Raw genomic sequence first — 13,964 nt, 5'->3', positions numbered from 1 at the left:
CCCGGTCAAACCGGCAGCTTGCGTTGATAGTTGATGTTGAGTACGCACAGCACCTGAAAGATCGCCACTGCAACGAAGAACATCAGCGCGAGGAAATACGAGCCGGTCGTCTGCACGATATAGCCGATGAAGATCGGCACGAAGATGCCCGCAATATTGCCGACGAAGTTCATGATGCCGTTGAGCGTGCCGGCGCGTGCGCGGGTCGCGAGCATCGCGGGCGTCGCCCAGTTGCAGCCGCCGCACCAACGCAGGAAGAAGAGCGCGACGCACAGCAGCGCGACGACCATGAACGGTGCGCGGACATAAGCGACGCCGAGCATCGCGAGCGACACGGCGAGCGCACCGACGACCATCATCGTGCGATACACGCGATTCGCACTCGCGCCCGAGGCCTTCCATTTATCGGCCAGATTGCCGCCGAGCACTTCGCCGACGAAGCCGCAGAAGAAGATCAGGAACGTCGCGCCGCCAAGCGACTTCAGATCGAAACCGTGGACCTTGAAGAGATACGTCGGCAGCCACGTCATCAGACCGAAGAAGATCAGGTTCGTGCAGGTATGGCTCAGGCACATGCCCCACACCGAGCGGAACGCAAAGAAGCGGAGCAGCGAGCCGCCCGGCGCGACGTTCGGCTCGTTCGCGTCTTCTTCGGCGTGCGCACGTTCGATGTACGCAACTTCCTCTTCATTGATCGACGGATGCTCGCGCGGCGTATTGCGGATGTACCACCACGCCCAGATGCCGCAGAGAATCGTGCCGACGCCCGCCACGACGAACGCCGCGCGCCACGAACCGAGCACCGCCATCAGCGTCGCGACGACGACTGCGCCCACACCCGAGCCGAGTGCGCTGCCGCCATCGAGCAGCGCAGCGCCTCGCGTTCTTTCGTTTTGCGTGAGCCACAGCGCGTTCAGCTTGCCGCCGCCCGGATAGATCGGCGCTTCGGTCACGCCGAGGCCGAGACGCGTGAGCAACAGAAGGAACCAGCCCGAGCTGAACGCGCCGAGCGCTTGAAAGAAGCCCCAGCCGACCGTCGCGGCTGCGATGAGCGCGCGCGGCTTCAGCTTGTCGGCCAGCATGCCGGACGGCACCTGCATGAACAGATACGTCCAGAAAAAGGAACTCAGAATCAGGCCTTGACGCTCCGGCGTCAGATCGAATTCCTGCGCGATCGACGGCATGGCGACGGAAAGCGCCGCACGGTCGATATAGTTGATCGACACCAGCGCCAGCAACAGAAGAAAGATCTTCCATCGGACGTTGGTCATTCTCATGGACTGCACGCTGGACACGCTCATTGGTCCGGTCTCCTAATTACTGTTATTTGAAGTGCGCGGGCGTTTATTCACCCGCGATGTTACGCGGCGCTCACGCGATGCGTTATCGGCTCCAGCGCAGCACGAGCGGATCGAGACGGCGCGCGACTTCGAGCAAGCCTTCACGCGTCTTCGGATGCACGGGCGCAAACGGGTGACGAACCGCATCGGAACCAATGACGCCGCCTTCCTTCATCAGGATCTTGCAGGCCGCGAGCCCGCACTGGCGGTTCTCGTAGTTGATGAGCGGAAGCCATTGCTGATAGAGCGATGCCGCACTTTCCTTGTCGCCACTCATGTAGGCATCGACGATCTTGCGGATGCCGTCGGGATAGCCGCCGCCCGTCATCGAGCCGGTCGCGCCGGCTTCGAGATCGGGATACAGCGTGATCGCTTCTTCGCCATCCCACGGACCCACGACGCTATCGCCGCCGAGTTCGATCAACTCGCGCAGCTTCGATGCGGCCTGCGCCGTTTCGATCTTGAAGTACGCGACGTTCTCGATCTCGCGCGCCATGCGGGCAAGGAACGACGCGGACAGCGGCGTGCCGGCGACGGGCGCGTCCTGAATCATGATCGGAATGCCGATGGCGTCGGACACCTTGCCGTAGAACTCGTAGATGCCCTTCTCCGTCACGCGGATGGTCGCGCCGTGATACGGCGGCATGATCATGACCATCGCGGCGCCCGCGGCCTGCGCTGCCGCGCTGCGGCGCGCGCAGACGTCGGAGCTGAAGTGCGTCGTCGTGACGATGACGGGCACGCGCCCCGCGACGTGTTCGAGCACGACGCGCATGACGTCATCGCGTTCTTCGTCGGACAACGCGAATTGCTCGGAGAAGTTGGCGAGAATGCAGAGCCCGTTGGAGCCCGCATCGATCATGAAATCGACGCAGCGTTTCTGCCCTTCGAGGTCGAGCTTGCCGTCTTCATGGAAGATGGTCGGCACGACGGGAAACACGCCGCGATATTGGCCGCTGTTTGACATGGTGAATGATCGCAATGGTTGAGTTTGAGAGGCTGTTGAAGACCGCAAGCGATTCAGGTGATCGCGCCGATCTGCCAGGGCACGAATTCGTTCTGCCCGTAGCCGTGAATTTCGCTGCGGCTGCGCTTGCCGGACGCCGTATCGAGCATCAACTGGAACAGTTCCGCACCCATCTCTTCGATGGTCCGCTGGCCGCTCAGGATCGGACCGCAGTTGAGGTCCATGTCTTCCTGCTGACGATTCCACAGCGCGTCGTTGGTGGCGATCTTGAGCGACGGCGTCGGCGCGCAGCCGTAGGCCGATCCGCGTCCTGTCGTGAAGCAGATGAGATTGGCGCCGCCGGCAACCTGACCCGTCGCGGAGATCGGGTCGTAACCGGGCGTGTCCATGAAAACGAGGCCCTTCGCCGTGACCGGTTGCGCGTATTCGTAGACTTCGACGAGATCGGTGTTGCCCGCCTTCGCGATGCCGCCCAACGACTTTTCGAGCACCGTCGTCAAGCCGCCCGCCTTGTTGCCCGCCGACGGATTGTTGTTCATCGCGGCGCGGTTGCGCGCGCAATAGTCTTCCCACCAGTGGATGCGCGCCACGAGCTTCTCGCCGACTTCACGGCTCACCGCGCGTCGCGTGAGCAGATGCTCCGCGCCGTAGATTTCCGGCGTTTCGGAGAGGATCGCGGTGCCGCCGTGCGCAACGAGCAGATCGACCGCTGCGCCGAGCGCGGGGTTCGCCGAGATGCCGGAGTAACCATCGGAGCCGCCGCATTGCAGGCCGACGACAAGATGCGATGCCGGCACAGGCCGACGCTCCACGCGATTCGCCGCTTCGAGCATGCCCTTCACCACTTCGATGCCGTGCGCCACGGTCTTCGCGGTGCCGCCCGTCTCCTGAATGTTGAACGTCTTCAGGAACGATGCTTCGGTGAGGCCTTGCGTCTCCATCATGCGAGCGATCTGATTCGTCTCGCAACCGAGGCCGATGACGAGCACGCCCGCGAAGTTCGGATGCACCGCATAGCCGCCGAGCGTGCGCTGCAAGAGCGCGAGCCCTTCGCCTTCGGGATCGACCGCGCAACCGACGCCATGCGTCAATGCGACAACGCCATCGACGTTCGGATACGCCTCGAGGCTCGAGGGATTCGTGTCGCGGCGGAAGTGATCGGCAATGGCGCGAGCGACCGTCGCCGAGCAATTCACCGAAGTCAGAATGCCGATGTAATTGCGCGTCGCGACGCGGCCATCGGCGCGCACGATGCCATCGAATGTGGCGGACGTGTCTGCATATTGCGTCGGGCGCGAGCTTTCGCAGTAGGCGTAATCGCGATCGAACTCGGCCATCGCGATGTTATGAATGTGGACGTGCTCGCCGGGCGCGATCGGCTTGCTTGCAAAGCCGATGATCTGGCCATAGCGCCGCACTGCCTGTCCCTCTTCGAGGGCGCGCGTCGCCACTTTATGGCCGGGCGGAATGAGTCCGGATACCGTGATGCCCTCATCGGGCAACGTGGTTCCGCCGACGAGTTGTTCACGCGCGATGACGACATCGTCGTCGCGGTGAAGGCGGATAACCAAGGGGCGCGGCCGCGTGGCGGTCGGTTGATCGGGCTGGCCGCTTGAGCGCGGGCCTTTGACCTGGCTTTCGTTCTGCATGTTTTTACCCGCGTACGGGGCGATGTATGTTGTCTCCGATGCCGACTATACGTTTGCAGTCTTCCGCCTGTATATTGAATTGTTTCCATCCCCCGATCACTTTTTCTACTTGCCGATGAACACCGTCCAGACGCTGCTGTCGAGGCTCAGAATAAAGCAGCTGCAACTGCTGATCGCGCTCGACGAGCACAAGTCGCTGCACAAGGCCGCGGCGGTCATGGCGATCACGCAATCGGCGGCAAGCAAGGCACTGCACGAACTGGAAACGATGTTCGAGGCAGAGCTTTTCGAGCGGTCCGCAAGCGGGATGATTCCGAACCAATATGGCCGGCGCGTTATTCAATATGCGCGGCTGTTGACGACGGATCTCACGCTGCTCTGTCAGGACATCAGCGAGATTCAATCGGGGCGCGGCGGGCGGCTTGCGATCGGCGCCATCATGGGCGCGATACCGGCAATCGTGGTCCCTGCATTGGAGGCGCTGCATGCGGAACTGCCGAACGTGTCGATTGAAATCGTCGAAGACACGAGCGCGCGCATGCTTCTGCAACTCGATGAAGGCCGCCTCGATCTCGTGATCGGCAGATCGGCGGTGAGCGCACAGCCTTCGAAGTATCGATACGTGAAGCTCGCGGATGAACCGCTATCCGTGGTCGTGGGATATCGGCATTCGACCAAATCTCGAGGCCCGATCGAATTCGGCGATCTTGCTCATTGCCGCTGGGTGACGTATCCGAGTCATATGCCGTTGCGTGCGTTGCTCGAACGGGAGATGGATCTGGCGGGCATGAACATGCCGCCGAACACAATCTCCACGGCATCGACGTTCGTAACTGTCGCGTTGTTGAATCAGAGCAAGGATCTGGCTTCGTTGCTACCGACGGATATCGCGGAGATGTTTGCAGAGCACAAGATGCTGAGGATTCTGCCGGTGAGTTTGCGGTCGCCGTCGCAGACGTTCGGCATCGTCACGCGACGAAGCGGTGTGCTTTCGCCGATGGCGGAGCGATTTATCGCGTTGTTGAGCGAGCGGATGGGTGATTGATCTGTTTTGATTCGGGATGCTTATTCAATCGTGAGTCTACGTTTTTGCAAAAGACCACCGCCGTGAGGCAGTGGTCCTTGATTTTTCACGCTTTGGAAGCCTTATTGGCTGGAGGCCGGCGACTTCACGCTCGGCGTCGCCAGCGTGTTGTTACTCGTCGGGGGCGCGCTGGTTGTGGCATCGCCACTATTGCTGCTCGGCAAACCCGACTTGCTACCCGTACCCGACATGCCGCTGTCGGAATGGGTCATGCCCGGCGTGCCGTATCCGCCTGAAGGGTTGTTGACTTGATTCGACGGGCTCGCGGTACTTCCTGCCGTACCGCCGCCGTTCGCACCGCCGCCGGCCTGCGCATAAGCACCGCCCGACAGCGTGAGTGCGGCGACCGCCGCGATCATCGCGCTTGTTGCCTTACTCATGATCGTGCCTCCTTTGAACTGACCGGAACAGCAGGCGTTCGCCGCCTGCTTAACGTGAGCGTCGCAACGATCGTGCCGGCAATCTTCTGACTTTTTTCACGGTGGTGTAGCGCTGATGATTTGTAAGCTTGCAGATTGTTTGGGTCCCTCGCCGGTGTGACGCTTGGGCCGTCGATGTTCGGACGAAGCGTCGAGCGCGTGGTTCAGATTCAACGGAGGTTGACGTCATGTTTTATTCAGTATGCCGAAGTGATTCAAGCGTTCGATGGTATGCGGCTGTGAACGCTTGGTCTCGATGCGCAGATCTACGCGTCGCGACTGCTGCCCCATTTCGATAGGTGAGCTTTTTCGGGACTGGCTAACTTATGGCGCTCGAGCCATCGCTAGAACCCAACTTTGATCTGAAATCCGATGGTAAATGGAAGATCGCTCGACGGAATCGGCGGGATCAAAATAATGTTCGCCCCGATCCGCTTATACGACATCATCACGAGCGGCGCCGCCACCGGCCCGACCATATGATCGTGCCCGATGCCCCAGCGGCCGTAGTCGTAGCCGGAAATGAGTCCACCCATCGCGGCCAGCCGGATAAAGCCCCAATGCAGGAATTCGGGCGCCCACACGCCGCCGCCGTAGAAGGACGGCTTCGATAGCGAATTGCGAAAATAGCCCGCGGTCAGGGCCCACTGCGGCGCGACCCAGCATTCGACGCCGATGCCCGGATTGAATTGCTCGAAGTGCTTGTCGGGATGAACATGGTGCGAGCCGATCATTGCATCGACCCAGAGTCCGTCGGAGCAAAGCGCAGCGTCGGCGGAAGGCGTCCACGACAGCGCAGCAGACGTGATCGACGCTGCCATGATGGCCCGAAGGCGAGTCGATCCACTACGAAACGGCCCAAAGCGCATAAGTGTGTCCACCATCGCCCGCATGGCATGGCGCCTTTTTTTGAGATGAAGGTCGAGGCGAACTCTAACCGATCGCGTGATTTTCGTGTGAGCTTGCGAAACGAACGTGACTTTCGTTACTGCCTTTCGTCGATTTCTCGGCGAAATTTGGCAAACTCGCACATGGCATCCGAGGTTTAGCGCGATGAAATCGAAGAACTTCGTCTCAAAGCTCGCTGTAAATTCGCTCGCGTCGGTGGCGCTGCTGAGTGCCGCGTTGGCAGGGTGCACGCCGCTGCAAGTGGTGACGCATCGCGTGTCCGCCAGCGAGTCGAGCGTACCGGCGGGGCGCTACACGCTCGATCCGCATCATTGGAACGTCAGCTTCGACGTCGATCATTTCCACTATTCGCGCTTCGTCATCCGCTTCGACAAGGCGACGGCGCAGCTCGATTGGAGTGCTCGTGGCATGGAAGGCAGCGCGGTGCGCGCGACGCTCGACGCGTCGAGCGTCAACACAAACGTGCCGCTGCTTGATCGGATGCTGAAGGGACCGGATATGTTCGACGTCGCCCGTTATCCGAACATCGAGTTCGTGAGCAGGGGCTTCGAGCGCACGGGCGACGACCGGGGCAGGCTCAGCGGCGACCTCACGATTCGAGGCAGGACGCGTCCGGTTACGCTGGACGTCACTTTCAACGGCCATGCAGTGAATCCCCTTACGAAGCAGGAGACGTTAGGCTTTTCCGCCGATGGCCACTTCAGCCGCGCGCAGTTCGGCTTGACGACCTGGTACCCGGCCGTGGGCGACGACGTGCATGTCGCGATTCAGGCGGAATTCGCTAAAGTGCAGGAATGAGAACGTCGCGGGTCGTCAGCACGTGGCGACGCTCGGGCGGTTGCCTACGCGAGCGCATGGGCGGCACACTGTCCGCAGCGTTCCCCCGGGACCGCACGCCGAGCTTGGGGACTAAGCACCCGTCCAGTCGAGCACGACCTTGCCGCTGTTGCCCGAGAGCATCGTGTCGAAGGCGCGCTGATAATTGTCCACGGGAAAGGTGTGCGTCAGGATCGGCGATAAATCGAGTCCACTCTGCAGCATCGCCACCATCTTGTACCAGGTCTCGAACATTTCACGGCCGTAAATGCCTTTGATCTCGAGCCCCTTGAAGATGACCTGATTCCAGTCGATCGCGGTCTGCGCGGGAGGAATGCCGAGCAGCGCGACCTTGCCGCCGTGGTTCATCGATTCGAGCATCGACGTGAACGCGCTCGGCACGCCCGACATTTCGAGGCCGACATCGAAGCCCTCCGTCATGCCGAGTTCGTGCATGACGTCGCGCAGGTTTTCTCGCGTGACGTTGACTGCGCGCGTCGCGCCCATCTTGAGCGCGAGGTCGAGTCGATAATCGTTGACATCCGTGATTACCACGTTGCGCGCGCCCACGTGCCGCGCAATGGCTGCCGCCATCACGCCGATCGGTCCCGCTCCGGTAATCAGCACGTCCTCTCCGACGAGGTTGAACGACAGCGCGGTGTGCGTCGCGTTGCCGAACGGATCGAAGATGGCGGCGAGGTCGTCGGAAATGTCGGGCGGAATCTTGAACGCGTTGAACGCGGGTATGACGAGGTATTCGGCAAACGCGCCTTCACGATTAACGCCGACCCCAACGGTGTTGCGACACAAATGCCGCCGACCGGCGCGACAGTTGCGGCAGAAGCCGCACGTGATGTGGCCTTCGCCGGACACGCGATCGCCAATCGCAAAGCCGCGCACCTCCTGTCCCATTTCAACGATCTCGCCGACGTACTCGTGGCCGACATGCATCGGGACTGGAATCGTCTTTTGGGCCCAGTCGTCCCATTTCCAGATATGAATGTCCGTGCCGCAAATTGCGGTCTTGCGGATGCGGATGAGAACGTCGTTGTGGCCGACTTCCGGACGCTTTACCTCGGTCAACGTGAGACCCGGGGCGCGTTCGAGTTTTGCGAGAGCTTTCATTGCATGTGATCCTGAGGGTTGATCGCTGGGCTGTTGGTGGTCCGGGGCCGGCTTTATGCGCATAAAGCCGGCGCAATTCCGGGGCGCCTCATCGGATCACGCCAAGCGACCGGCCGACGCGCGCGAACGCATCCACGGCGCGGTCGATCTGTTCCGGCGTGTGCGCGGCGCTCATCTGAGTGCGGATGCGCGCGCGTCCCTTTGGCACCACCGGGTATGAGAAGCCGATCACGTACACGCCTTCGTCGAGCAGGGCGTCGGCCATCCTCGACGCAAGCTGCGCGTCGCCGAGCATTACCGGAATAATCGGGTGTTCACCGGGAACGAGGTCGAAGCCGAGCGAAGTCATCGCTTTCCGGAAACGCGCGCCGTTCTCACGGACGCGGATTCGCAAGGCGGCGCCTTCATCGCTGGCGAGTAGTTCGAGCACTTCTAGAGATGCGGCCGCGATGCTCGGCGCAAGCGTGTTTGAGAAAAGGTAGGGCCGGCTGCGCTGACGCAAGAGTTCGACAATCTCCTTGCTAGCCGCGATGTATCCGCCCGAAGCGCCGCCCAGCGCTTTCCCGAGTGTGCCGGTGATGATGTCGACGCGATCCAGCACGCTGCAATGCTCCGGCGTGCCGCGTCCGTTCTCGCCTATGAACCCGACGGCGTGCGAGTCGTCGACCATCACCAGCGCGTCATAACGGTCGGCGAGATCGCAGATGCCAGCAAGATTGGCGATGATGCCGTCCATCGAAAACACGCCATCCGTCGCGATCAGCTTGAACCGCGCACCTGCGGCATCGGCTTCCTTCAGCCGCGTCTCGAGGTCGGCCAGATCATTGTTCTTGTAGCGCAGACGTTGCGCCTTGGAGAGACGAACACCGTCGATGATGCTTGCGTGGTTCAGCTCGTCGCTGATGATGGCGTCCTCTTCGGTCAGTAGCGTTTCGAATAGGCCGCCGTTTGCGTCGAAGCAACTCGAATAAAGGATCGCGTCGTCAGTCTGAAGAAACTGCGCAATCGCTCCTTCCAGTGACTTGTGTACAGTCTGCGTCCCGCAGATAAAACGCACCGATGCCATGCCGAAACCGTCAGCATCCAGCCCCGCCTTCGCCGCCTCGATAAGACGCGCATCATCGGCAAGACCGAGATAGTTGTTCGCGCAGAAGTTGAGGACGCCCGCGCCGCTCGCGAGCCGGATTGCCGACGATTGCGGACTCGCAATCACCCGCTCCGTCTTGTAAAAGCCGGCCGCGCGGATCTCGTCGATCGTCGTGCGCAAATGAGTCAGGTATCGCTTGTTCATCGGCACTTTCCTTTTGATTTGAGCGGCCAACAAAGAGGCCTTTAGCCCTGTTATAGTCCATGCATCGCATTGGACACGTTCGATATTTCGAACTGCATTCCAGTATGTCGAACACTGTAAGGGATTGAGAGAGTCATGGCAAGCGTGCGCCCGGAAATAGCGACAGGAGAATCACCGGTTTCGGCATCGGTGCCGCCACGCGTCGGCGAGCAGATTCAGAAACTGCGCAACGAACGAAAGCTGACGCTCGATGACTTGTCGCGCGCTGCGGGTGTATCCAAGTCGATGCTGTCGGAAATCGAGCGAGATAAGGCGAACCCGACGATAGCGGTCGCGTGGCGGCTGACGAACGCGCTCGGCATCAGCCTCGATCAATTGTTTGCGCAGCAAAGACCGGTCGAGGCGATTCGCGTCTCCGGGCCGCACGAGATCCCGACGCTAAGCGGCGACAACGGTGGATATCAATTGCGCGTCTGGGGGCCAATTGAACTCGCGGGCAAATTCGAGTGGTATGAACTGACGTTACAGGCAGGTGCGTCGCTGCGGTCAAACGCGCACGAACCGGGTACAAAAGAGCATCTGACGGTGCTGAATGGCATCATCGAAGTGGAGGCGTCCAGCGCTACTCGCCGGTTGAAGGCCGGCGAGACCGCGCGCTATGCAGCCGATCAGGGCCATGCCATTCGCAACGCGGGACGGTCTGAAGCCAAAGCGCTGCTCGTGGTCATTCACGGTTGAGAGGCTGCGGTAACGGTAGACCGTCCGGAACTTTATGCGCATCAAGTCGGCGTGCCGCCGCCGCCAAGTAAAAACGGGACGCGCATGGCGTCCCGTTTAATTACCGCGTTTATGCGGCGTCGCTGACCCGTTACGGGTTCTTCTTAACGCTGTCCTTCACGTCCTCGCGGACATCGCCCGCGCCCTTCTGGATCTTGCCGGCAGCCTGTTGCATGTCACCTTTGGCTTCCTGCGCCGGATCGTTGGTCGCATTGCCGACCACTTCGTTGATCTTCCCCTTAACCTGCTTGCCGACGCCTTCAACTTGGTCCTTATTCATGCTGGATCTCCTTAAGGTTTTGCGCTCGAAATCGCGCAGTGCTTCGTTGAGATTCCTCGCGCGGTGAGCGCGAGATGTCGCTTAAAGCATGCCTTCAGAATGCGCTACTCGACTGCATGCGCGTAGCGGCGCATGTCTGAATCGCGCGTAGGCGGAATCGCACATACATCGAAGTTGAACAGGACGACGCTATTTTCATCGGAGTCGATACTGTATATTTATACAGTATTCGGAGACCGCTAGAAGGAGTGAACATGGAGTCGAATGGCGAGCATCTCAGCAAGAAGCAGTTCGAGCGCGCGGTTCGCGATCTCGAACGCATCACTCGACAAATCGCAGGGCGATACATCGAGAAAGGCGTCCCGCTCACTTGGCGTCTTTTGCACGCGATCGAAGCCGAAGCCGTCGCAGACCTGGGCTTCGCCGGCCGCCACGAGGCCGCGTTGCGTGAACTCTTTGCGAGACCTGACAATTTCCATTTCCCGGAAACGGATGACGTTGTCGACATCGCTGCGTCCGACGCATTACCGGCCGTGTTTGCGTTCGCGGTGGATGCCTACGAACGCGCCGCACGGCAAGGCCAGCCACCGCGTTCCTTCGCAGCCCGCTGATGAGTCGAAGCCTACACTGGCTTCAGTAAGCCCGAGTTGCGCTCTTGGCGATGTCGAGACGCGAAGTGCGCAGCTACGTCGGCGTCGGTGCGCGACGCGCGCTGCCGAGCCGCGCGTCCCTTTGCACGCCGTTCTTCTCACGGCCGCATGCGTCGCGGACCGTCCGTCCATTGTTCCTCGTTGTATCTCCGTCGAGGCCGATCATCGTCCTTGCTCCAGACAGTAGGCAACCGGCTGCGTACACGACAAGACAGTCGCGCGAACACTTCGACACATTTGACCGCTTCTGTACTCTTGACGTGGGCCGCATGAAGCCTGACTCTTTCCCGGACGCGATACGGCGACATCAGACGCTAACGAACATCATGCCGAACACTTCCGATCTCTTCGACCAACACCGCGCCGACTGGCAATCCGATCCGCGCGCCGCCTTCGACGCCTGGCTTGCCCAGCAGCAGTTTCGGGCATCGTCGGCCGATGTGTATCGCGCGCAATGGGGAAACTTTCTCGAATGGCTGACCGCGAAGCGCACGACGTTGCATACGGTGCAGCGCCCGGTGATCGAGCAGTTTGTCTCACAGCTCGATATTCGGCGGCCACAGCGCATGCGGTATCTGCGATTGATCGAACGCGTGCTGGATCACGTGCGCGAGGTCGAATCAGCGGCGACGAATCCGGCGCGCTTCATAGCACAGGACGGCGATGCCGCCTGGCGCAAGGCCCGCGACAATGAGCCGACCGGATTTTTGACGCACGATGAGCGCGCGTTGTTGATCGCGCATTTGTTTTCGCCGCTCGGCGCGTTGCCGGCCGGTCAGCGCTGGCGCGAGCGCCGCGATCGCGCGCTCGTCGCAGCGTTCCTCGGGGCGGGGGTGAAAACGGGCGAGGCGGCGCAACTCACCGTCGATTGTTACGCGGCCGGTGCGCCGTACGTCACGGTGGATGCATCGAACCCGCTGTTGATCCGCCAGGCGCGGCTTGCGCCGTTCGCGGTCGAGTTGCTCGACGGCTGGATCGCGGAGCGAAAGGCGGTCGGCCTCGCGGGCGAACTCCTGTTCCCCGCCGCGCCGTCCGGACGTCCGATGCACAAGGCGACGATGCTGCGCGCCGTCGACGCTGTCGTCGCGGCGTCGGGCATCGCGGCATCGCGAATCGCACGAGCGAGTCCGCAGACGCTTCGCAACACCTACGCCGCCGAGTTGTTCGACGACGGCACGGACCCGGAGCGCGTCGGCCAATGGCTGGGCTTTCAGCAGTCCATTTCCGTCCATCGCCTGCACCGGGCATGGCAGGAGTGGATGGGTGAGCAAATACGGGAGCGGGATGTCGCGCGGGCACGGGCCGGCGCGGACGACGCCGGGTCCTGAAAACGCTCACCTTTGGCGGTAGGAAGCAAAAATGCGAGTTTCTCGGCGCCGATCAGGTGGGCGCGCCCGTCGTTTTCAAGAACGCCCGAACCGCCGCCAGTTTGGATGTCACCGCGCCCGAACTTCGCTCGCAATTCGGACACGATAATTCGTATTCGTCCTCGTGCCGCTGCAGTTCGGGCTCGGCACTTTCACATGCCGGGCAGTCTCGCGGCGCGACAACGTAGGCGTCGACTTGCGTGCCGAGCGCAGCAATCTCGCTCGCGGTCAGGCGTCCTTCCGCCACGAGCGATGCGATCAGGCCGCCGACCTCTTGACTCATGCCTGCGCGGACCCGGTGCGCATCGCGTTCGCGCGTGAGTGCATCGATCTCGTCGGACTGCTCGCGTACCTGCGATTCGAGTCGATCGGCACGATTTCGGGCCGCACTAAGTTGTTGAATAAAATCGAATTCCTTTTGCCCCACCTCGCGAGCTTGAGCCTGATATGTCGCCGCCATGCCCCGCAGCGCGTCGAGTTCGACGAGCATCGGCTTGACGCGACGCTCCGCATCCTTCACCGCGTCCTTGATTTGCTGAGCGTAATGCTCCGTGTTGCGACGCAGCTCGCTCTGCAACTCGTCGATACGGTCGCGAAGCCGCGCCGCGTCGGTCTGGTCGCGTGTCAGCCGCTCCGAAAGTGCCTGATTTTCCGCCTCGAGCCGCGCGATGACGTCGCGCGAGTCATTCTGCGCATCGGTCCGGCGAGCCTGCAGCGTCCGAAGTTCCGCCTCCAGGGATGCAATTCGCGCGACGGCAGCCTCCGCACGTGCTTCGGCGCGGCGATGCGCTTGTTCGATCGCCTGGCACCGGACCTCGGCATCGCGGGTGGCCGCCTGCGCAGACTGGATGCTCGCGTCGACCCGTGCCCGATCAGCCCCGAGGGCGGCGTCGGCATGTTGGCGCGCTTCAGCGAAAAGTTCGGCAAGCAACTCGCCTGCCCGCTGCTGTAGCGCTTCCGGAATCGCGCCGGCCTCGACGCGCACGCGCAACGTCGAGCGGACTGTCTCCCAGAAAGATTCGATGTCGCGGGGAATATCGCTGGCGCTGCCTGTTTGCGTCAATTCGCGGACAGTCGTGACCGAAGGGCGGATGCCTAAATCGAAAAATAGGCGCTTGCAGGCGTGCTGAGACAGGTCCTGTCGGCGCGCGCCTGTGGCCCGCATCGTCTCCAGTTCCTGGCGCAATGAGTCGCGGATATGTCGATCCATAGTGTTGGACAGCGTGAAATGTATCAATCATAACGCTTTACGTTATGAAGAAAACGAAACGGCGACCGGGCGTCGGCGAG

Annotated in this window: 14 protein-coding genes; 5 read left to right on the top strand and 9 right to left on the bottom strand. The window is 61.5% G+C overall.

Going from position 1 to position 13,964, the window contains the following annotated elements; translation table 11 throughout:
* Positions 1 to 5: 5 nt before the first annotated feature.
* The 3 genes from AWB72_RS18410 to AWB72_RS18400 form a co-directional block, all read right to left on the bottom strand.
* Positions 6 to 1,301: an MFS transporter gene (locus AWB72_RS18410; RefSeq protein WP_040050593.1), complete on the bottom strand. Its 1,296-nt coding sequence runs from the start codon at positions 1,299 to 1,301 to the stop codon at positions 6 to 8.
* An 82-nt stretch (positions 1,302 to 1,383) separates the two neighbouring features.
* A complete protein-coding gene (locus AWB72_RS18405) occupies positions 1,384 to 2,307 on the bottom strand; it encodes a dihydrodipicolinate synthase family protein (RefSeq protein ID WP_040050592.1) in 924 nt (307 codons plus the stop codon).
* A gap of 53 nt (positions 2,308 to 2,360) precedes the next feature.
* Positions 2,361 to 3,956: a D-arabinonate dehydratase gene (locus AWB72_RS18400; protein WP_040050591.1), complete on the bottom strand. Its 1,596-nt coding sequence runs from the start codon at positions 3,954 to 3,956 to the stop codon at positions 2,361 to 2,363.
* A 115-nt stretch (positions 3,957 to 4,071) separates the two neighbouring features.
* On the opposite strand from AWB72_RS18400, the gene AWB72_RS18395 reads away from it, so the two are divergent.
* Entirely contained in the window at positions 4,072 to 5,001 is a 930-nt protein-coding gene (locus tag AWB72_RS18395; protein ID WP_087128441.1) for a LysR family transcriptional regulator, read from the top strand.
* Between the two features lie 101 nt (positions 5,002 to 5,102).
* On the opposite strand, the gene AWB72_RS18390 is transcribed toward AWB72_RS18395, so the two are convergent.
* Positions 5,103 to 5,420, bottom strand: a complete 318-nt coding sequence (locus tag AWB72_RS18390) for a hypothetical protein (protein ID WP_040050590.1) — start codon at positions 5,418 to 5,420, stop codon at positions 5,103 to 5,105.
* A gap of 383 nt (positions 5,421 to 5,803) precedes the next feature.
* Positions 5,804 to 6,343 (bottom strand): hypothetical protein, encoded by a 540-nt coding sequence (locus AWB72_RS18385; protein ID WP_374728902.1) that lies wholly within the window; start codon positions 6,341 to 6,343, stop codon positions 5,804 to 5,806.
* Positions 6,344 to 6,512: 169 nt separating this feature from the next.
* Here AWB72_RS18385 and AWB72_RS18380 point away from each other — a divergent pair, with 169 nt between their 5' ends.
* The gene (locus AWB72_RS18380; protein ID WP_040050589.1) at positions 6,513 to 7,166 is read left to right on the top strand and encodes a YceI family protein; all 654 of its coding nucleotides are present in this window, start codon (positions 6,513 to 6,515) and stop codon (positions 7,164 to 7,166) included.
* A 111-nt stretch (positions 7,167 to 7,277) separates the two neighbouring features.
* Here AWB72_RS18380 and tdh read toward each other — a convergent pair whose 3' ends face one another.
* Positions 7,278 to 8,309 carry an L-threonine 3-dehydrogenase gene (gene tdh / locus AWB72_RS18375; protein WP_040050588.1) on the bottom strand — a complete coding sequence of 344 codons (1,032 nt, stop codon included), beginning with the start codon at positions 8,307 to 8,309 and terminating at the stop codon, positions 7,278 to 7,280.
* 88 nt (positions 8,310 to 8,397) lie between these two features.
* The gene (locus AWB72_RS18370; protein ID WP_040050587.1) at positions 8,398 to 9,600 is read right to left on the bottom strand and encodes a glycine C-acetyltransferase; all 1,203 of its coding nucleotides are present in this window, start codon (positions 9,598 to 9,600) and stop codon (positions 8,398 to 8,400) included.
* A gap of 135 nt (positions 9,601 to 9,735) precedes the next feature.
* On the opposite strand from AWB72_RS18370, the gene AWB72_RS18365 reads away from it, so the two are divergent.
* A complete protein-coding gene (locus AWB72_RS18365; protein ID WP_040050586.1) occupies positions 9,736 to 10,338 on the top strand; it encodes a helix-turn-helix domain-containing protein in 603 nt (200 codons plus the stop codon).
* A 130-nt stretch (positions 10,339 to 10,468) separates the two neighbouring features.
* Here the strand turns inward: AWB72_RS18365 and AWB72_RS18360 are convergent, their stop codons facing one another.
* Positions 10,469 to 10,657 carry a CsbD family protein gene (locus tag AWB72_RS18360; protein WP_040050585.1) on the bottom strand — a complete coding sequence of 63 codons (189 nt, stop codon included), beginning with the start codon at positions 10,655 to 10,657 and terminating at the stop codon, positions 10,469 to 10,471.
* A gap of 254 nt (positions 10,658 to 10,911) precedes the next feature.
* Here AWB72_RS18360 and AWB72_RS18355 point away from each other — a divergent pair, with 254 nt between their 5' ends.
* Both AWB72_RS18355 and AWB72_RS18350 read left to right on the top strand, forming a co-directional pair.
* Positions 10,912 to 11,268, top strand: coding sequence for a DUF2471 family protein (locus AWB72_RS18355; RefSeq protein ID WP_040050584.1), 357 nt, complete (start codon positions 10,912 to 10,914; stop codon positions 11,266 to 11,268).
* Between the two features lie 365 nt (positions 11,269 to 11,633).
* Complete coding sequence (locus tag AWB72_RS18350; protein WP_052449877.1) at positions 11,634 to 12,635, top strand: tyrosine-type recombinase/integrase; 1,002 nt, start codon at positions 11,634 to 11,636, stop codon at positions 12,633 to 12,635.
* Between the two features lie 52 nt (positions 12,636 to 12,687).
* On the opposite strand, the gene AWB72_RS18345 is transcribed toward AWB72_RS18350, so the two are convergent.
* Positions 12,688 to 13,884 carry a DNA-binding protein gene (locus AWB72_RS18345; RefSeq protein ID WP_040050583.1) on the bottom strand — a complete coding sequence of 399 codons (1,197 nt, stop codon included), beginning with the start codon at positions 13,882 to 13,884 and terminating at the stop codon, positions 12,688 to 12,690.
* Positions 13,885 to 13,964 lie beyond the last annotated feature (80 nt).

The sequence above is a fragment of the Caballeronia concitans genome (assembly GCF_001544615.1).
In the GTDB taxonomy this organism is placed as follows: domain Bacteria; phylum Pseudomonadota; class Gammaproteobacteria; order Burkholderiales; family Burkholderiaceae; genus Caballeronia; species Caballeronia concitans.
Note: the sequence above shows the minus strand (reverse complement) of the source record. Positions and strands in the feature narration are given on the sequence as shown.